At 72.1% G+C, this 19219-nt stretch carries 13 protein-coding genes and 1 tRNA gene; 8 read left to right on the top strand and 6 right to left on the bottom strand.

Annotated elements, in window-relative coordinates:
• Positions 1 to 56: 56 nt before the first annotated feature.
• Together F6W97_RS27965 and F6W97_RS27970 are read right to left on the bottom strand one after the other, a co-directional pair.
• Positions 57 to 1706 (bottom strand): ankyrin repeat domain-containing protein, encoded by a 1650-nt coding sequence (locus F6W97_RS27965; RefSeq protein ID WP_155373483.1) that lies wholly within the window; start codon positions 1704 to 1706, stop codon positions 57 to 59.
• A 26-nt stretch (positions 1707 to 1732) separates the two neighbouring features.
• Positions 1733 to 1805: transfer RNA gene (locus F6W97_RS27970), tRNA-OTHER, on the bottom strand.
• 127 nt (positions 1806 to 1932) lie between these two features.
• Here F6W97_RS27970 and F6W97_RS27975 point away from each other — a divergent pair.
• The 7 genes from F6W97_RS27975 (at position 1933) to F6W97_RS28005 (ending at position 10750) form a co-directional block, all read left to right on the top strand.
• Entirely contained in the window at positions 1933 to 3933 is a 2001-nt protein-coding gene (locus tag F6W97_RS27975) for an APC family permease (protein WP_155373484.1), read from the top strand.
• Between the two features lie 50 nt (positions 3934 to 3983).
• On the top strand, positions 3984 to 4319 hold the full coding sequence (locus tag F6W97_RS40250; RefSeq protein WP_196279360.1) for an STAS domain-containing protein: 336 nt from the start codon (positions 3984 to 3986) through the stop codon (positions 4317 to 4319).
• 125 nt (positions 4320 to 4444) lie between these two features.
• Positions 4445 to 5395, top strand: coding sequence for a sensor histidine kinase (locus tag F6W97_RS27985; protein WP_155373486.1), 951 nt, complete (start codon positions 4445 to 4447; stop codon positions 5393 to 5395).
• A 206-nt stretch (positions 5396 to 5601) separates the two neighbouring features.
• Complete coding sequence (locus tag F6W97_RS27990; RefSeq protein ID WP_155373487.1) at positions 5602 to 7269, top strand: hypothetical protein; 1668 nt, start codon at positions 5602 to 5604, stop codon at positions 7267 to 7269.
• A gap of 38 nt (positions 7270 to 7307) precedes the next feature.
• Positions 7308 to 8228: a KPN_02809 family neutral zinc metallopeptidase gene (gene ypfJ, locus F6W97_RS27995; RefSeq protein ID WP_155373488.1), complete on the top strand. Its 921-nt coding sequence runs from the start codon at positions 7308 to 7310 to the stop codon at positions 8226 to 8228.
• Positions 8229 to 8368: 140 nt separating this feature from the next.
• The gene (locus F6W97_RS28000) at positions 8369 to 9643 is read left to right on the top strand and encodes a Gfo/Idh/MocA family protein (RefSeq protein WP_155373489.1); all 1275 of its coding nucleotides are present in this window, start codon (positions 8369 to 8371) and stop codon (positions 9641 to 9643) included.
• A gap of 150 nt (positions 9644 to 9793) precedes the next feature.
• Entirely contained in the window at positions 9794 to 10750 is a 957-nt protein-coding gene (locus F6W97_RS28005) for an AraC family transcriptional regulator (protein WP_196279361.1), read from the top strand.
• A gap of 7 nt (positions 10751 to 10757) precedes the next feature.
• On the opposite strand, the gene F6W97_RS28010 is transcribed toward F6W97_RS28005, so the two are convergent.
• The 4 genes from F6W97_RS28010 to F6W97_RS28025 form a co-directional block, all read right to left on the bottom strand.
• Positions 10758 to 11831 carry a hypothetical protein gene (locus tag F6W97_RS28010; protein WP_155373491.1) on the bottom strand — a complete coding sequence of 358 codons (1074 nt, stop codon included), beginning with the start codon at positions 11829 to 11831 and terminating at the stop codon, positions 10758 to 10760.
• 16 nt (positions 11832 to 11847) lie between these two features.
• The gene (locus tag F6W97_RS28015) at positions 11848 to 13605 is read right to left on the bottom strand and encodes a hypothetical protein (protein ID WP_155373492.1); all 1758 of its coding nucleotides are present in this window, start codon (positions 13603 to 13605) and stop codon (positions 11848 to 11850) included.
• Entirely contained in the window at positions 13602 to 16736 is a 3135-nt protein-coding gene (locus F6W97_RS28020) for a hypothetical protein (protein ID WP_155373493.1), read from the bottom strand. The genes F6W97_RS28015 and F6W97_RS28020 overlap by 4 nt, the downstream gene beginning before the upstream one ends.
• A 259-nt stretch (positions 16737 to 16995) precedes the next feature.
• The gene (locus F6W97_RS28025; RefSeq protein ID WP_155373494.1) at positions 16996 to 18021 is read right to left on the bottom strand and encodes a DUF695 domain-containing protein; all 1026 of its coding nucleotides are present in this window, start codon (positions 18019 to 18021) and stop codon (positions 16996 to 16998) included.
• A gap of 159 nt (positions 18022 to 18180) precedes the next feature.
• On the opposite strand from F6W97_RS28025, the gene F6W97_RS28030 reads away from it, so the two are divergent.
• Positions 18181 to 19011, top strand: a complete 831-nt coding sequence (locus F6W97_RS28030; protein ID WP_155373495.1) for an alpha/beta hydrolase family protein — start codon at positions 18181 to 18183, stop codon at positions 19009 to 19011.
• The last annotated feature ends 208 nt before the right edge of the window (positions 19012 to 19219 follow it).

Consider the following 19219-nt stretch of genomic DNA (forward strand, 5'->3'; position numbering starts at 1 on the left):
CATGAAAAGCGGCGGCGGTTCGTGCGGTTTCCCCGAAACTGCAAGCCGGTTGGGGGTCAGGGGCGGGCGGCGGCGTGGCGGTCGTGCCAGAGGCGGACGAGGAAGGTGAGGTCGTCGCGGCGGGCGTGGCCTGCGGCGACGCTGCCGGGGCAGGCGCCGTGGACCGTTTCGGCGAGCGGGTCGGCGCCTGCGTCGAGCAGGGCGCGGATCAGCGGCACGTCGCCGCCGTTCATCACGGCGACGTACAGCGGGGTGCGGCCGATACGGTCGGGCACGTCCACGGGCAGACCTGCGGCGTCCAGCAGGGGGAGCAGCCGCGCGTGGTCGACCCACATCGCCATGTGCCGCAGCGACCAGCCGCCGCCGTCGCGCATCAGCGGATCGACCACGCCCCGGGCCAGGCCGTCGAGCAGCCACCGCGTGTCGCCGTCGAGCATGCGCTCGCGTACCCGGGTGCGTTGGGCGGCCAGGGCTCTGGGCAGCCGCCCGTCGCCGGTCAGCCAGGTGTCGCGTACCGCGAAGCAGCCCGCGCTCGCCCCGCCCATGGCCCGCAGGGCCTGCTCGCGGCGCAGCTCGTCGGCGTCGTGGTCGGGCAGCCGCAGCGCCCCGTCCCGTACGCCCACCACGTGCCACTCGCCCCGGCAGCGCACCCGGACCGGCGTGCCGGGCTCACCGTCGGCCGGCACGACCGGCGACTCGCGGACGGGCCGCGCGGCGGGCGGCGGCAGGGCCGGGAACAGCGCGGCGCGCAGCAGCGGGTGCAGGTCGTCCGGGGTCAGCAGCCCGGCGTGCAGCAGGGCGAGGTCGGCCGGGACCGGCCCGCTCGCGACCTGCGGCGGGCCCTCGTTGTATTCGTGCGGGTCCGATTCCGCGGCCACGAGCTCGTCGCCGACGCTGACGTTGAGATGTGCCCCGAACAGCGTGTCCACCCGTTCGGCCGGAAATCGCGAGCGCTGGGCGAACGCCGCGGCCGCGGCCCGGATCTCGGTGGCGAGCCCGACCGGGCAGGTCGGCGCGGCGCAGTCGCGCTGCAGGGCCTTCGTCTCGGTGAACGGAACCTCGATGCCGCAGGTCTGCCAGGCGGCGGCGTACTCGCCCGCGGCCAGCATCAGGTAGACGCGCTCGGTCGCGGCCGCGGCGTCCTCGCCGACGCCCAGCGCGGACCAGGCCAGCGGGGAGCCGTCGGGCGCGAGCAGCGGCGGCCGGTCTGCCGAGCAGCCCCACGCGGCACGCAGCGCCGCGGTCTCGCGCACGTCCCAGGTGTGCCGCGGTGCCAGGTACCAGCGGTGGTCGGCGAGCCGGCTCAGCGTCACGACGTCGAGGCGCAGCCGCTGCGGGCCGGTCGGGGACAGCGGCAGGCGTACCCGGATCAGCGGGCTGCCGTGGTCGGCGGCTCGCGGCGCGAGCACCGCGCTGGTGCGGGCCCGCAGCGAGGTCATGCCGCCCTGGTGCCGGGGCAGGTGCCAGTGCAGCAGGTCCAGGGCCAGGTGGCGCAGATCGTCGGCGACGGCCTCGGCGGCGTCCACGCCGAACCGGTCCCGGACGGCGTCGAGGTCCAGGTCGACGTCGGTGTCCGCGAGGGCCGCGGCCGCGCGCCAGTCACCGGCCGCGCGGGCGTCCGCCGCCGCGGCGATGGCGGCGGGGGAGGGCATGCGGGCGCGGATGCGCCGCCACTGCGTCAGGTCGGGCCGCAGCAGCGTGATCATCCGCACACCTCCGGGAGCCGTGGGCGGCAGGCCGACCGGATTCGAACCGGCGTCCTCCAACTGCGCGAAGTGGCGCGACGACCTCTGCGCTACGGCCTGCCGCGGGCAGCCTACACATCGACTCCGACAGTGGAACCGCCCTCGGCCGGGTGCACGCGGCGTGACCGGCGGGCCTAAGGTGTCCCGTGTTCGCGAGTCAGGTTCGCACCCCGGGTAAGAGAAGGTCATGAGCAGCGACACCACCACCGGCGAGGCCGTGGAGTACGCCATTCCCGCAGTCGTGGACAGCCCCGCGGGCGCGCCGACGCCCGCCGGGCGGCTCGGCGGCTGGCTGCTGCAGCACCAGGTGCAGCCGGTCGGGCCGGAGGCCGACGAGAGCCACGCCAAGCCGCAGGCCTGGTGGAAGGTGATGTGCCTGACCGGCGTCGACTACTTCTCCACGCTGGCCTACCTGCCCGCGATCGCGGCGACCGCGGCCGGCGCGCTGTCGCCGCTGGCAACGCTGCTGATCGTGGCGCTGACACTGCTGGGCATGCTGCCGATGTACCGGCGGGTGGCCAAGGAGAGCCCGCACGGGCAGGGCTCGGTGGCGATGCTGGAGGACCTGCTGCCGTTCTGGCGCGGCAAGGCGTTCGTGCTGGTGCTGCTCGGCTTCGTGGCCACCTCGTGGATCATCACGATCACCCTGTCGGCCGCCGACGCCTCGGTGCACCTGCTGGAGAACCCGCTCGCCCCGCACTTCCTGGAGGGGCACGCCGTCACCATCACGGTGGTCCTGCTGCTCATCCTGGGCGGGGTGTTCCTGCTCGGCTTCAGCGAGGCCGTCGGCGTCGCGATCCCCCTGGTCGCCGTGTTCCTCGGCCTCAACGCCGTGATCGCGGTGTACGGCCTGGTCGAGGTGTTCACCACGCCCGGCGCGTGGTCGTCCTGGACCGATGCGCTGACGACCGGCGGCCGGGGCTTCGGGGGCATGCTCGGCCCGGCGGTGCTGGCGTTCCCGCTGCTGGTGCTGGGCCTGTCCGGCTTCGAGACCGGCGTGAGCATGATGCCGCTGGTCGCCGCCGACGGCTCCGACGGCCGTGCGCGGATGGCGTCGCGGGTGCGCAACACCCGCAAACTGCTCACCGTCGCCGCGCTGATCATGTCGGTGTACCTGCTGCTGACGAGCTTCGTCACCACGGTGCTGATCCCGGCGAAGGAATTCGAGCCCGGCGGGGCGGCCAACGGCCGGGCCCTGGCTTATCTCGCGCACGAGCACCTGGGCGAGGGCTTCGGCACCGTCTACGACATCAGCACCATCCTGATCCTGTGGTTCGCCGGGGCGTCGGCGATGGCGGGCCTGGTCAACATCGTGCCGCGGTACCTGCCGTCCTACGGCATGGCGCCGGAGTGGGCCCGGGCCGTCCGTCCCGTGGTGCTGGTCTACACGGTCGTGTGCGTGGGCGTGACCATCGCCTTCGGGGCCGACGTCGAGGCGCAGGCCGGGGCGTACGCCACCGGCATCCTGGCGATGATGGTCTCCGGCAGCGTCGCGGTCACCATCTCCGCGATCCGCTACCGCCGCACCTGGGCGGCCGCCGGGTTCGCGGTGCTCACGCTGGTCCTGCTGTACGCCCTCGGCGAGAACATCCGGGAGAAGCCCGACGGCATCGCCATCTCGGCGCTGTTCATCCTCGCCATCGTGGTGATCTCGCTGGTCTCCCGGGCCGCGCGCACCACCGAGCTGCGGGTCAAGCACATCGAGTTCGACACCCGCGCCCGGCAGTACGTCACCGACTCGATCGCCTACGACGGGCAGCTGAACCTGATCGCGAACCGCCGCCAGGCGGGCGACGTCGCGGAGTACGCCGGCAAGGAGGCCGAGCAGCGCGGCATGAACCCCGTCCCGGGCCGCGCCGACGTGCTGTTCCTGGAGATCGACGTGGTGGACCCGTCGATGTTCGCCGACGTGCTCCAGGTCAAGGGCGTGCAGGTCGGCGAGTACCGGGTGCTGCGGGCCTCGGCCCCGGCCGCGCCGAACGCCATCGCCGCGATCCTGCTCGCGCTACGCGACACGACCGGCGTGCGCCCGCACTGCTACTTCGAGTGGTCGGAGGGCTCGCCGCTCACCCACCTGCTGCGATACCTGTTCCTCGGCCGCGGCGACACCCCGCCCGTGGTCCGGGAGATCCTGCGCGAGCGCGACGCCGAGCCGGCCCGCCGGCCCGGCATCCACGTCGGCGGCTGAGCCCGCCCACCAGGAGACGCCCCGGGGGCACGTGTGCTACAAAGCTTCGCGTGAGCGTGCCACCACCCCAGCTGAGCCACCACGTCGTCGCCGCGGACGGCGTGGTGCGCGTCGCGCTGGCCGGTGAGGTCGATCTGGCCGTGGCCGACGACCTGCACGGCTGGCTGGCCTCGGCGGCGTCTGCGCACCCCGGCCTGCCGGTCGAGGTGGACATGGCCGCGGTGACGTTCATCGACTCCTCCGGGATCCGGGCCTTCGTGCGCGCCCGCAACGACGCGGTCGGGGCCGGGCGGGGCCTGCGCCTGGTCAACACGGCCGGGATGGCGCTGCGCGTGCTCCAGGTCGCCGGGGTGTACGCGCACCTCAGCGGCGAACCGCCGGCCTGACGCGCGGCTGTTCCGGGCGTGATCTCGAACCGGAATCGAACTCACGTGCCTGTGCTAGGTTGGGCGGACGCGTCAGGGGGTACCTGCCCGACGTGCAGGGAGGTCAGGATGCGGAAGCGGTCGCCATGAGAACCGGCGCGGCCGCAGACCACCGCGGCTTCTTCCACGAGACGGCGTTCTACGCATCCGACGAGGAATTCCTCTCGGTCGTCGTGCCCTTCCTCCGGGACGGCGTGGCCGCGGGCGAGCCCACCCTGGCGGTCTTCGGCGAACCCAACGAACTGCTGATCCGCGACGCGATGGGCGCCGACTGCGGAGTGACCTTCGTCCGGGGCGACGCGCAGTACCAGCGGCCCGCCGGGGCGATCAAGCGGTACCGGGAGATGATGGCCGAGCACGTGGCGGCCGGAGCCGCCCAGATCCGGGTCGCGGGCGACGTGCCGCATCCGGGCGTGGGCGTGCCCTGGGAGTGGTGGGCGCGGTACGAGGCCGCGGTGAACCACGCCTACGACGACTTCCCCATGTGGGGGCTGTGCCCGTACGACACCCGGACCGCGCCCGACGAGGTGCTCGACCACGTGCGCCGGACCCACCCGCACATCGCGACGCCCCTGGGCCACACCGCCAACCTCGCCTTCCAGGACCCGTTCGCGGTGCTGGCCGCCGGGGTGACCCCGTGGCGCGACCCGCTGGAGGACGCCGCGCCCGCGATCGAGCTGACCGGGCCGAGCACCGCCCAGGCCCGGGGCGCGCTCGTCGCGGTGCAGGCGACCGCCGGGCTGCCCGACAACGATCTCAGCGGCCTGCTGCTGGCGACCACGGAGACGGTCACCAACGCCGTGCTGCACGGACGGCCGCCGGTGCTGCTGCGGCTGTGGGCGACCCCGGGCCGCGTCGTGGTCACGGTCACCGATCACGGGCCCGGCCCGGCCGACCCGCTCGTCGGTTTGGTGCCCGGCACGAGCCCCGGCGGCTGGGGTCTGTGGCTGGCCCACCAGGTCTGCGCGTACGTCTCCCTGCAGCGCGAGCCGGACGGGTTCACGGTCCGGCTGCTGGGCGGGAAGCTGCCGGGCTGAGCAGCGCGCACCGGCCCCGCCGAGATCATCGGTGACGTCGCCGGGGGACGCGGGCCCGCGCGGCTGGTGCTCGGCGGCAGGCTGGGCGACAATCTTGCGGGGCAACCCTGTCGATCCGGGCGGCATGGTTGGCTCGACCCGGGTGTCCGGGGCCCGCTGGTCGCGGCCCGGCCGCCCGCCCGTTCCCATACCTCAGGAGCAGCTTCGTGTCCGATGTCGACGTCGAGCCGGTGACCACGAGCCCGGACGACGCCCCAGAGCCCGCCGACTCCCCTGCCGCCCCCTGGTGGCACGAGCGGCTGCCGCACCTGCTGCTGGGCGCCCTGCTGCTGGTGATGAGCTGGTTCACCATCGCGCAGGGCCGGTTCCACGGCCGCACCTACGACGAGTACATGCAGGACGACTACGGCGCCCGGGTGCTGAAGTTCTACCTGTCCGGCACCGCCGACCGCTCATTCCTGGACTTCCCGGACTACATCCACATGCCCCAACACGGCGCCGGGTTCGAGCTGGTCGTGGCGTTCTTCCAGTACCTGACCGGCGAGGTGTGGAACACCCGCACCATTGTCAACGGGCTGTTCGGCGTGCTCGGCATGCTGATCACCGCGCTGGCGGCCCGGGAGCTGGCCGGGCGCGGCCGCCTCGGCGCGTGGGCGGGCCTGGCCGCCGCGGTCGGCCTCGCGCTGTACCCGCGCTACACCGGCCAGATGATGAACAACTCCAAGGACATCCCGCTGGCCGTGGCGATGGTGCTGGTGCTGTGGCTGGTGCTGCGGTTGATGCGGCGCTGGAACTCGCCCGACCGCCGGTTCGAGGTGCTGGAGCTGGCCGCGATCGGCGCGGCGATCGGCTTCGCCGGTTCGATCCGGGTCAACGCGCTGCTGTGGTTCGGCCTGCTGGCACTGGTCGGCCTGGGCTTCTGGGCGCGTCACGGGTACAAGCTGCGCGGGGCGGCCCTGCGCAGCGAGCTGACCAACCAGGTCACCGCGATCCTCGCCATCGGCACCACGGCCTACCTGGTGATGTCGCTGTTCTGGCCGTACCTGCTGACCAACCCGACCGACGGGCTGCTGATCTCGGTCGAGTCGATGGCCAAGTACGACTGGGACAACGAGATCCTGTTCGGCGGCGAGATGGTCCGCTCGACCCAGCTGCCCTGGTACTACGCCCCCTGGTGGCTGGTGGTCGGCTCGCCGCTGCCCGTGGTCGCGCTGACCGTGGCGGGCGCGGTGGCCGCGGTCGTGGCGCTGGTCCGGCGGCAGCGGCTGGACGGGCGGATGCTGCTGGTCGGCGCGTACATCCTGGTGCCGCTCGCGCTGATCATCGGGGCGCACTCGACGCTGTACAACAGCATGCGCCAGTTCCTGTTCGTGGTGCCCGGCATGATCGTGCTGGCCGCGGTGCTGCTGGTGCGCTGGGCGCGGGAGTCGTTCGACTCCGGCCGCACGGCGCTGGCCTGGGCGCTGATCGGGGCTGCGGTGCTCGGCCAGGGCGAGGCCCTGTACGCCTCCGCCCGCATCTACCCCTACGAGTACTCCTACTTCAGCCCGCTGGCCGGCGGCTACACCACGGCCCGCCACGACTACGAGAGCACCTACTACGGTTCGTGCACCCGGGCCGCGGCGGTCTGGCTGGGGGAGAACTACCGGCAGTTCACCAGCGACGTGGCTCCGACGTTCCGCGACGAGCACCAGTGGAACTCGCTGGCCGAGGTCGACCTGCCGGACAACTTCGTCTCGGTCGGCGAAGGCCAGCCGTTCTTCCGGATCACCACCGGTGAGGCCGGTCCCGGCTACCGCGAGGTCTACGCCGTGGTGGTCGAGGGCGAGCCGGTGTGCCGGGTCGCGGTGCTCGACATGGGCACGGGCTCATGACCGGTTAACGAGCCGTCGGGGCGGGGTATCGCGTCGCCATGACCCTCAATGAGAACGCGGACATCGATACCAGCCAGGTCACCGACGCCCGGGGATCCGGGGGCGGCGGTGGCGTGGGCGGCGGTGGGCTCGGCGGCATCCCGATCCCGGTCGGCGGCGGCATCGTCGGCACGCTGATCGTGATCGGGCTGGCGCTGGTCGGCACGTTCCTCGGCCCGCAGATGTTCGGCGGCGGCGGCGAGGACGGCGGGCCGGGCGTGAGCGAGACCTGCTCGACGGCGAACCCGGACCGGCTCGAGAAGTCCGAGTGCCGCAACGCGCTGTACATCAACTCGATCCAGGCCTACTGGCGCGACGCGCTGCCGCAGACGTTCGGCGAGCAGTACCAGCAGACCGACACGGTGTTCTTCTCGCAGGCGGTGAACACCGGTTGCGGCGCGGCCGACAGCGGGGTGGGCCCGTTCTACTGCCCGCCGGACCAGCTGGTGTACATCGACCTGTCGTTCTACGACGAGCTGGCCACCCGCTTCGGCGCGGACGGGCAGTTCGCCCAGCCGTACGTGCTGGCCCACGAGTACGGCCACCACCTGCAGAACCTGCTGGGCATCTCGGCGGACGTGCAGCGGCAGTCCGAGCGTGATCCCGGCGCCGCCAACGCGCTGTCGGTGAAGCTGGAGCTGCAGGCTGACTGCCTGGCCGGGGTGTGGGCCAAGCACGCGGTGGAGACCAAGGACGCCAAGGGCGTCGCGATCTTCAAGTCGGTCACCCAGCAGGACATCGACCAGGCCCTGGAGGCGGCGGCCGCGATCGGCGACGACAAGATCCAGGAGAAGTCGGGCAGCCCGATCGACGAGTCGAAGTTCACCCACGGCACCGCCAAGCAGCGCAGCGACTGGTTCAACAACGGTTACCGCAGCGGCGACGGCCGCCAGTGCGACACCTTCAGCAAGGGCGTCTGATCTCGGCTTTTTGATGACGATCGGGTCCGGGACGTGTACGTTCCGGACCCGAGTGCTGTCCGCAGACGGCTTGTCGTCGCCGGTAAACGGTTCCTATAGTGGCCGGGACCGGGAACTGATCTTCGGGCGGGAGAACCACCGTGAACCCTGTGCGTCTGGCGCTGATCGGCGCGGGTGACCGCGGCAACGCGTACGCCCGGTGGGCCCTGGCCCATCCCGACCGGGCGCGGTTCGTCGCCGTCGCCGAGCCCGACCCGGCGCGGCGGGCCCGCTTCGTCGCAGCCCACGGCATCGACCCGGCCGCCCGGCACGACGACTGGCAGGCCCTGCTGGCCGACCCGGACCTCGCGGTCGACGCGGTCGTCATCGCCACCCAGGACGCCGGGCACGCCGACCCGGCCGTGGCCGCCGCCCGGCGCGGGCTGCACATCATGCTGGAGAAGCCGCTCGCGCCGACCGCGCAGGAGTGCGTGCGCATCGTCGACGCGGTACGCGAGGCCGACGTGATGCTCGCCGTGTGCCACGTGCTCCGCTATGCGCCGTACACGCGGCTGGTCAAGCACCTGATCGACGCCGGTGCGATCGGCGACGTGGTGTCGGTGCAGCACCACGAGCCGGTCGGCTTCTGGCACCAGGCGCACTCGTTCGTGCGCGGCAACTGGCGGCGCGAGGACCTGTCCAGCTTCATGCTGCTCGCCAAGTCCTGCCATGACATCGACTGGCTGCAGCACATCGTGGGCCGTGACATCGCCCGCGTGTCCAGCTTCGGCGGGCTGCGCCACTTCCGCCCCGAGAACCGCCCCGCCGACGCCGCCGACCGGTGCCTGGACTGCGCCGTCGAGCCGGACTGCCCGTACTCGGCACCCCGCCTCTACCGCGACCGGTTGGAAAGCGGCGACCACGGCTGGCCGCTGTCGGTGGTCACCCCGGTCTTCACCGAGGAGGCGCTGACCGCGGCCTTGCGTGAAGGACCCTACGGCCGCTGCGTGTACGCGTGCGACAACGACGTCGTCGACCACCAGGTGGTCGCGATGGAGTTCGACGGCGGGGTGACCGCGTCGTTCACCATGAACGCCTTCAACACCGGTGGACACCGGCGCACCCGCGTCTTCGGCACCCGCGGTGAGCTGGTCTGCGACGCCGTCAGCGTGACCGTGCACGACTTCACCACCGGCGCTGCGACCAGCCACGACCCGCAGACCGCGGGCGGCGCGGACGCCGCCGGCGGGCACGGCGGCGGCGACGCCGGGCTGATGGACGCGTTCACCGCCGCGGTGGCCACCGGCGACCGGGCGCGGATCCTGTCCGGCCCGGCGCAGACGCTCAACTCGCACCTGGCCACCTTCGCCGCGGAGCAGGCCCGGCACTCCGGCACCGTCGTCACCGTCGCCAGGCCGGTCGCGCTCGCGGGCTGACCCGTTCGCGAGCCCGCCTCGGATCCAGGCGCCTGCCCGGTCCAGGCAACACCCCGTTCCCCCGACCCTCGTTTCCTGGTTAGGCGACCCACCGAACACCTCGGCCGGGCCGCCGCACCGGGGATGGGTGACATGACTGAGGGTGTTGCAGTGCGGATACGCACGCGCGAGTTCACGACCGGGGACGTGGAGGTCGCGCACCACGCCCTGCGCGAGACGTATGTCGAGCACCGGCACCGGGTGTTCGGCGGGGCCCAGGACTTCCAGTTCCGCCAGCACGTGGTGACGGCCGGGGAGCTGGGCATGGACAGCGTGCGGCATACCGCGACCGTCGAGACGGTCACCGACCCGCTGCCGTACCTGATGTTCGTGGTGTCGCTGAACGCCGACCTCACCGTCCGGGCCGGGCGCGACGAGCTGCGCCCCATGCGCGGCGAGGCGTTCCTCTACCCGGTCGGCATGCCGCTGACCATCCGCTGGACCGACTTCGACCTGCGCCTGCTGCGCGTGCCCGCCGAACGGGTCGCCCGGGTCGCGGCCCGCGCCGGCGTCGCGCTGGCCGACTTCCGCTTCGACGGCATGAGCCCGGTGTCCGCCGAGGCGGGCCGGCACTGGCGCGACACCATGGCGTACCTGTTCCACATGCTCAACGCGCCGGACACGCCGCTGGCCAACCCGCTGGTGCACGCCTCCGCGATCGACCTCGCCGCCACCACCGCCATCGCGACGTTCCCGAACACCGCCACCACCTCCGGCTACGTCGGCGAGCCGGGCCGGGTCGCGCCCGCCGCGCTGCGCCGTGCGGTGGCGTTCGTCGACGCGCACGCGCACGAGCCGGTGACGGTCGAGGACATCGCCGAGGCGGCCGGGATCTCCTCGCGCGGGCTGCAGGCGGCGTTCGCCCGGCACGCCGACAGCACGCCGATGGCGTACCTGCGCCGGGTGCGGCTGGCCCGCGCCCACCGCGACCTGCAGAACGCCGACCCGACCCGGGGCGACACGGTGGCCGCGGTGGCCCGCCGCTGGGGTTTCACCAGCCTGAGCCGCTTCGCCGCGGTCTACCGGGAGGAGTACGGCCGCTCGCCCCGGCAGACCCTGCGCACCTGAGCCCCGTTCAGATCCGGAACAGCAGCGCGATCAGCCGCCGCAGCTCGTCGACCTGCACCGCCAGACCGATCCGGGTGTACTGCTCGCGGCCGCCACCGGCGTACTCGACGTAGCGGAAGGCGGCGGTCATGGTGCGCCGGCGGGTGATGGTGACGGCGTTGCGGCTGATCCCGCCCACGTCGAAGATCACGTTGTCCGGGGTGAAGCTGTGTCTCGTCCCGGACTGCAGGCCCCGCATCTCGATCTCGTCGGCGGCGCCGTGGCGGAACTGCGCCTCGGCGACCTGCCCGGAGAAGTCCCGCGCCGCCGCGGGCAACTTGATCTCGGTCTCCACCAGGATCATCACCCGCTGCGGGCCGCCGCCGGCGGGCGTGAAGCGCACGACGTACGCGGTGTCGGTGAACATGCGCCACGAGTTGCCGACCCGGGTCCGCAGGTCCACGACCCGCTCGATGTACACCAGCGCGCGGCCGTTCTTGTCGACGAACGACGCCAGGTCCAGCAGCGCGGGTTCACCCTTGGCGGTCAGCAGCCGGGTCCTCTTGGCGAAGTCGGCCGCGGACAGCGTCTGGCGCAGCGCCTCCTCGGCGGTGATCACGTCCAGTGCGGTGCGCAGCCCCTCGTCGGCCAGGCCCGCGAAGATCGCCTGCAGTTCCCCGTGGTTCAGGACCAGCTGCTCGAACAGCTCGCCCGCGAAGTTGTGGCGCAGCCCGGCCCGTTTGCGGCGCAGCTCGCCGATGCCGTACTCGGCGTACCCGGCGCGTTCGAGCATCTTCACCATGCGGTCGGCCAGGTCGGCGAAGTCCTTCGCGCCGAGGTCGGTCGGTGTGATGCTGGTCTGCGGCAGCGTCTTGGCCAGCTCCTCGGTCAGCTTGGCGAGGACCTTCTTGCGGATATTGGGCCGCAGCGCCAGCGAGCCGACCTTGTGCAGCGCCTTCAGCGCGCCCTTGACGTCCAGCGGGGCGCCGGGCGGCGGCAGCACGGCCTTGACGGTCAGCCGGACCTCCTGCTCGTTGCTCGCCTGGCGAGCCTTCAGGCGCTCCTTGGCGGACAGCTTCTTCGTCGCGGCCCGGTTGCCCATGACGGTTCCCTCCCCGTCAGCCGTCGGAGCCGAGCAGCGTCTGCACGTCGGCGTAGAAGCCGCGCATGATCAGCGCGCGCCGGGTGATCCGCCACCGGCTGCCCGCGATCGCCAGCAGCAGTTCCTTCAGCACCGCCTCGGTCAGCCCGGCCCCGAGGTCGCCGCGGGCGATCAGCAGGTCGCCCAGGTGCGCGAGCTGCTCCAGCCCGAACGCGTCCGGGGCCAGCAGCGCCGTCGACAGCATCACGTCCAGCTGCCGCAGCTGCCCCACCACGGAATGGATCTGGTACGCCAGCAGCGCCATGTCGATCAGGTAGGACAGCCCGGCCAGCGCGGGCACCAGCTCGGCCAGCGGCGTCACCAGCAGCGTGATCGACAGCGCCGCCGAGACCATGGTGATGGTGCGGAGCACCGCCTCGGTCGCCTTCGTGCCCGCCTCCAGGGCCTGCGTCTGCCGCTCCAGCTCGACGAGGTAGTGGTGCAGCACCACGTAGTCGAAACTGTCCCGCGCGACGTGCCCGGACTGCACCAACAGCCACCATGTCTGCTCGTGGACCAGCGCGAACAGGTGTTTGTCGGCGGACAGGCGGGCCAGCGCCGCAGCGGCGACCGCGGCCTCGGGCCCTGCGGCGGGCACCGCCAGGTTCTGCACCTCCACCAGCGACACCTGCGCCTGCTCGCCGACGGCGACGCCGCGCAGCACCTCGCCGGTGAAGCTGCGCTCCGGGTTCAGGCCCGAGCCCAGCTCGGCGAGCTGGTCACGGAGCGAGTACAGCGCCCGGCCGAGCTTGGCCTCCAGCTCGTCGCGTTTGAAGCCCGGCCGCAGCCCGTCGACGACCAGCAGCGCCAGCGGCGCCCGCTGCCCGATGACCGCCTTGAGCTGCGTCAGCATGCCTTCGGCCGCCTGCCGCAGAGTCTGCTGCTCGCCCTCCTTGGCGGCCAGCGACTGCTCGCGTGCGGCGGAGTCGGAGGCGGCCGGGCCGCCGCTGCCGCCCTGCGCGCTCTGCGTCGCCGTCTGGGCCTGACGGCGCTGCTGCTGCGTCTGCGCGATGTCGCGGACCAGGCCGTCGAGCACCACCCGCTGCTTGGCCGCGTCGTTCATGATCCGGGTCAGATCGTCCATGAGCGCCCGGTTGTCGAAGTGGTACACCGTCACCGGCACGCTGATCGGCGCACCGGGGCCGCGGGGGACACCGACCGGCTTCGACTTGTCCGCGGTGACCATGAAGACGCCCCGCATGGCCTGTTCGAGCTGCTCCGCCGACGCGGCCCGGCGCGCCTGCAGGACGGTGGCCGCGTGCTGCTCGATGCGCGTCAGCGACTCGCGGACCAGCAGCGCGACCAGGTTGCGGGTGAACACGAAGAACTCGTACGCCTTCAGCCACGGCAACGCCGGCGTGCCCGCGCTCGGCCGGTCCGGCACGCCCTGCGGCCTGGCCGCCTCCTTCAGCCCGGCCTCGATCGCGACCAGCGGCGCCCACCCGTCGGCCAGGTACAGCTCCAGCAGGGTCTGGAACAGGTCGGCGTCGATCGGGATCTGCTCGCCGTCGGCCATCACCACGCTGGGCACGAAGCTCATCGGCAGCTCGTCGCCCTGCCGCCCCAGCTGCTCGGTCAGCGCGTCGTGGTAGTGCCCGGCCCGCGCCCGGTACGCCGTCATGAGGCTGTCGGCCAGCGGCTGCACCTCGGGCAGCAGCGGCTCGGCAGCCTCGTCCGGCCCGCCCGGGGTGAAGATGTCCGCCCGGGCGGGCTCGGCCGTGATCAGAATGCTCACGGCTCGGGGGCGATCTCGGGCAGCTCCGTCTCACTGCCGTGCAGGTACACCAGTGAGGTGGGCAGCGTGAACTCCCACGGCTCGCCCTGGGCCACCGCGCCGTACCGGTCGTCCTGCGCCTTGTGCAGCTCCTCGAACAGCGGCAGGTACAGCGGGTCGCCGATGACCGGCCCCGGCCCGCCCTCCCACGGCTCGCGGGTGGCCAGGAAGTGCAGCACCGCGTCGTCGTACGCCGGGGACACCGCGACCAGCACCTTCACCGCGCCCGCGCGCAGGAACGCGGTGTACTCCGGGTCGGCCTCGTCGTTGCGGGCCAGCAGCTCCATCCACTTCGGCGGGGTCGCCCAGAAGTACGGGTAGCACACGTAGCCGAGCCGGTTCCACTCGAACGCCTGCTCCAGGAACTGGATGTAACGCCCCTTGATCTGCGCGGCGGCGGTGTTCGGCAGCGGATACGGCACCGGCCGGGGCTGCGGCTTGAACTGCGCGACCGGCTGCGCGCCCGACTCGTCGACGACCAGCTGCTGGTAGTCGACGTTGACGGTGCGCTCGCCCATCGTCTCCATCGAGGTGAGCAGGTCGTCGCCGTCGTAGGCGTCGAACTCCTTGGCCAGCATGGCCAGGCACTGCCGCCGCAGCTCCGTCATGATCATGTCCTGGTTGTACGCCGAGGACTGCCCCTGGATCAGCTCGTGCACCGTCGTCGCCTCCAGCTGCCCGAGCCGGTTGCGGTACGTGGTCATGTCCGCGTCGTACGCCGTCTTCAGCTCGCGGTTGTGGTCGTCGACGGCCTTGCGCTCGATCGCCTCCGCGGTCTTGAACACCTGCGTCTGCCAGCGCAGCAGCTCGTCGGCGGTCAGCACCAGGTCGGCCGTGGCCGTCAGCTCGTAGCCGCTGACGTCGGAGAACGTCAGCGTCAGATCCACCGCGTCGCGGGTCAGCGTCACCGGCCCGCCCGTCGGCGACCAGCTGAAGTTGTTGCCCCACACCCACTGCGTGGCGAACTGCTGCTCCCACACGGTCGTGCCGTCCAGCGCGATCCGCACGATGTTGCGGTCCTGCGGAGTCCTCGGGTCGTCGGCGTTCTGGTCGGAGAAGCCGATCCGGGTCGTGAACCGCATCCGCTCCACCGCGTAGCCGACCGCGTCCAGCTTGCAGTGGTGCGAGGCGGCATACCAGGCATCGTTGCCGTGGATGCCCGTCTCGGCGAAGAACGCCTTGCCCTCCATGTTCACCAGCGGCAGCGACTTGCGCATCACCGGGTACGCCAGCTCGCCGAGGTCGTACTTGAGCCGCAGCCGCTCGAACTGCGCCTTGTCGATGTCCTGCGGCCGGGCCACCCCGATATTGGGCGTCTTGAACAACGACGTCGGGTCGATCGGCTTACGCGGCACGTCAAGGTTCGCCTCGTACGCCCGCAGCCGCGACTGCACCAGCAGCGCCGCCGGCTCCGGCAGCACGAACTCGAACATCAACCGCTTGCCGTAGTTGAACACCTGCGCCCGGTACCGCTTGTCCACCCAGCGGTAGATGCCCGAGACGTGGCCGGTGCCCTGCTTGTTGTCGAAACCGTGGGTGTTGGTCTCCTCGGTCTCGAAGGTCTTCGTGGTGGAGCGCTGCGTCGCCGACGACGACTGCACCCGCGACACGGCCTTGTCGACGACCTCGCGGGAGAAGTTCTGCGCCACCTTCTGCTGGTCGCTGCTGTTGCGGTTGTAAGCGAACCCGGCTCCGACGGCCACACTCACCACGGACATGTAGTTGTACTGCGCGCGCAGGCTCGCGTTGACGTTGAGGTCCTGCTTGAGCACCTGCTCGGCTTCGCGCTTGACCTCGAACCGGTCCGCGGACTGGGTGTCCCGGCTGGTCTCCGACGACTCGCTGGAGCTGTACGAGAACAGCTCCTGGGTCTTCTCCAGCCGCCGGTGCACCCGGTCCTTGTGCTCGCCCTTCATCATGTTGTGGATGTCGGAGATCTCCCCGGCCTGGTAGGCCACCAGCCACTGCTTGACGACCTTCAGGTCCCCGACGCCCAGCGGCTTGATCGCGTTGAACGGCCGCAGCAGGTGGAACAACCGCGCGAACAGCAGATGCACCACCGGTCGCGCCTCCAGGTGCTCGGCCAGGTCAGCCGCCGTCGCCGCCAGCGGGAACCCGGGCACCGAGGTGCCGCCCGCCCAGTGGCGCAGGGCCGGGAACACCGGCTCCAGCCGCTGCAGCACCACCCGGTCGCGCGCGCTCAGCTTGTTCGCCTTGCCCCTGGCATAGATCTCGTCGATCGCCACCGCCTCCAGGGCGTGCAGCGCCTGCAGCCCGTCCATGACGGACTCGAAGCTGCAGCCCACCGACCGGCGCAGCACGTACAGCGTGTAAAGGGCGTCGAACAGCACCCGCTTGGTCTGCGCGTACGCCTCGGTGTGCGCGCCGTTGCCCGCGAACACCATCTCCTCCACCGGCACCCCGTCGAACAGCGTCCTGAGCCGGTCGGACAGCTTCTGTCCCACCGGTGCGCCCCCGGCGGGCGGCGTGCCCGGCTCCGGTGGTGGCGCGGCGGCCTCGATCAGCAGCGGCAGCACCTCCACCAGCCGCCCGATCAGCGGCCCGTCGAGATCCTCGAACCGGTCCGGCAGCAGGATGTAGTGCCCGGCCACCGTCACGTACGCGTGGCGCTGCAGATCGGCCAGGTCCAGCGGCAGCAGCTCCCGCTCGGGCTGGGCCGGCTCGTCCGAGCCGATCATCATCGTCGGCTCGCCGCCGTCGTCCGTCGACCCTCGCCCGCCCGAGCCCCACGGCTTGGGCAGGTGCGTCGACGGGTGGCTGCCCGTCTGCGGGCTCGGGCCGTCCCCGCAGAACGGCACGTAGATCGGCAGTGTCGCCAGCACCGCCTGCTGCAGGTCCTGCAACGCCTCGACCATGCTCGGGTTCTGCGGCTCGCAGAACACCTTCCGGTACACCAGCCGCGCGATCGCCGACGGACTCTGCGGCGAGCGCAGGTCCACATCGGCCGGGCCGCCGACGTCACCGGTCAGCAGCTCGTCGCGGATATAGCGGCGGCGCATCAGCGCGTCCGCGGCCAGCTCCGGCGGGCGTACCAGCATGAAGTCGAAAATCGGCGTCGCGTCATCGGCCATGGCCGAACTCCTCGGATCAGTTGTGCCGCAAGGGAAGGGCGGTGCAACTGCCGTGATGGTGCCGACGGCATCGACGTAAAGCTAAGCTCCGGAGCCGTTGCGGTGCTCGCCCCGGACGCGGACCCGACAGCACGACCGACCGCTCCACCGGCGTGGACCGGACGCCCGGCTGCCACCGGTCAGCCCGCCGTCGGCGCCTGCGCCCCGTCCGGCCGCCGCGAGCGGTCCGCTCACCCCTTGCGCACCTGCGCCGCCCCGCTCACGGGCGCAGGTGACGCACGCCCTCCCAGCCGTGGTCCGCGGCGACCTTGACCTTCGCCCGGCCCGCGGACCAGCCCTTGGCCAGCTTCTCGACGGCGTCGGCGGAGAACCTGGCCGAGTCGGCGTACACGTGGAAGGTCCGCATCCCGTCGCTGGTCTCGTGGGCGATCAGCGCGGCGTCGGCGAGCACGTCGCGCAGCCGGTCCTCGAAGTCGCGCAACGCGGTTAGCGCATCCGAGTCCGGCATGCCGTTGTCCCGGCCCCGGAACGCCAGCGTGACCGCGACGTGCGTGTCCAGCACCGGCCAGCGGGCCGGCTTCAGGGGCCGCTGGGTCGTGGCGATGCGCGGGACCTCGGCGTCCGGGCTGCTGCCCAGCAGCACCCAGGTCTCGTCCCGGTACTGCCCGGCCAGCTCCGCCACCGCCGCGGCCAGCCGCTGCGGCGGCAGCGCCCCGTCCGGCAGCTGCGTGACGGCGTCGATGCCGCCGATCCACGTCTCGACGGCGTCCTCGCCCAGCAGCCAGGCCAGCGACAGGAATGCCAGCCGCAGCCGCTCCGACTCCGTCATGGCGGCGAACGCGGCATGGAAGACCACCACGTCGTACTCGCACCGCGGCTCGTCGAGGCTCCAGGCGTAACGCAGCTCGGCCAGCTCCACCCGGTGGCCGTCGGCCTGGAACACGGCCTCGAACATCTCCGGCTCGGCCTGCCGGGCGTCGTGGAACTCCCAGGTGGCGTCCGCCGCCGGGGCAGCCTGCCGCCAGCGGTGCGCGATCGCGCGCAGGGCCGTGTCGCCGGCCGCGCTGACGATGAACGCGTGCTCTGACACCCGGCCCTTGCTGAACTCCCATTCCAGCTCGGGGTGGATGCCCTTGACCCTGGCCGAAACCTCCGCGACCAGGTCGTCGGGGAAGTCGCCGGTGCCGATCGCCGCCTCCGACCGGGCGCGCAGCTGCGGCCAGGCCGCCCAGAACGCGGCGATCGCCACGGACTGCTCGGGACGCCGCTTCCGGGAGAAGATCATGGTGCGGGAGCATAACGGCAGCCGGGCCGGGGCGGAAGGCCGTTGCCGACCGCGTCCGCGGTGACGCCCGTGTCGATCGATCGTGGTGCGGGAGCAACCGGGGCGGGGACCTGCCGGGTCCTTTCCTGCGGGACGCCATACGACCACGGGGAGGGCGCCTTGCGCCGTCGGACTGCGATCATCGCTGCGGGACTCGTCATGCTGGCCGGATGCGGCTCGCCGACGACGGCGCAGGAGACCCCGCCCTCGACGGTGGTGCGGCTCGACCTCGCCCGGGGGCCGGACCGGCCGCTGCCGACCGAGGTCCACCTGCCGCCGGGGCGGGACAGGCATCCGCTGGTGCTGTTCGTGCACGGGTACACCTGCCACGTGTCGGAGTACGCGGACCTGATCGCGCACTGGGTGGTGGCCGGGTTCGCGGTGGCCGCGCCGACGTTCCCGTACACCAACGGCGCGGCCGCGAAACTCGACGTGATGGACCTGCTCAACCAGCCGCAGGACGTCACTGCCGTGCTCGACGCGGTGCTGGCTCGCGCAGCGAAGGACGGCGACCCGCTGTACGGGCGGATCGACCCGGACCGGATCGCAGCCGGTGGGCACTCGCTCGGCGGCATGACCACGGTCGGGGCGCTGGGGAAGTGGCGGGACCCGCGGCTCAAGGCCGGGATCGTGCTGGCGGGCAGCGCTCGCGAGGTCGGGGCGGAGTTCCGGGGCGACCCGGCGGCGATGCTGTTCATCCACGGCATGGGCGACCAGGTGGTGACGATCGACCAGGGCCGTGCCGCGTACGACGCCGTGCCCTGGCCGAAGGCGTTCCTGACCCTGCCCGGCGGCACCCACCGCAACCCGTTCATGTCCCCGGCCGACCCGGACTTCACCCTGGTCGCCACGTCGACGACCGACTTCCTGCGCTGGCGCCTCAACGGCGACGCGGAGGCCCGCAACCGCCTCGCAGGGCTCGGCAGCAATTTCGCCGACCGCCTGAGCTGAGTCGCGTCTGCCCGCCGGTCAGTCACGAAACGAGCGGAACGGACGCCGCGCTGACGAAGATCTGTTGTTGTGGACGCTGGCTGTCCCTATAGGAGTCTCCGATGTCCCTATCGCGACGCCCATGCCGGGCGTGAAAATCGGGGTGGTCGCCCGCCGACGTCGTTGATGCCTGGTGCTTCGAGCCCGGATAGGAGTCTGACGCTGGGAA

The organism is Catellatospora vulcania (assembly GCF_009720385.1).
Lineage (GTDB): Bacteria > Actinomycetota > Actinomycetes > Mycobacteriales > Micromonosporaceae > Catellatospora > Catellatospora vulcania.

Bases quoted from the DNA above. Each gene is read 5' to 3' on its own strand.
- ypfJ (WP_155373488.1), top strand. From the start codon at position 7,308: ATGACCCTCAATGAGAACGCGGACATCGATACCAGCCAGGTCACCGAC.
- F6W97_RS28025 (WP_155373494.1), bottom strand. From the start codon at position 18,021: ATGATCTTCTCCCGGAAGCGGCGTCCCGAGCAGTCCGTGGCGATCGCC.
- F6W97_RS27985 (WP_155373486.1), top strand. From the start codon at position 4,445: ATGAGAACCGGCGCGGCCGCAGACCACCGCGGCTTCTTCCACGAGACG.
- F6W97_RS28020 (WP_155373493.1), bottom strand. From the start codon at position 16,736: ATGGCCGATGACGCGACGCCGATTTTCGACTTCATGCTGGTACGCCCG.
- F6W97_RS27965 (WP_155373483.1), bottom strand. From the start codon at position 1,706: ATGATCACGCTGCTGCGGCCCGACCTGACGCAGTGGCGGCGCATCCGC.
- F6W97_RS27975 (WP_155373484.1), top strand. From the start codon at position 1,933: ATGAGCAGCGACACCACCACCGGCGAGGCCGTGGAGTACGCCATTCCC.
- F6W97_RS28010 (WP_155373491.1), bottom strand. From the start codon at position 11,831: ATGGGCAACCGGGCCGCGACGAAGAAGCTGTCCGCCAAGGAGCGCCTG.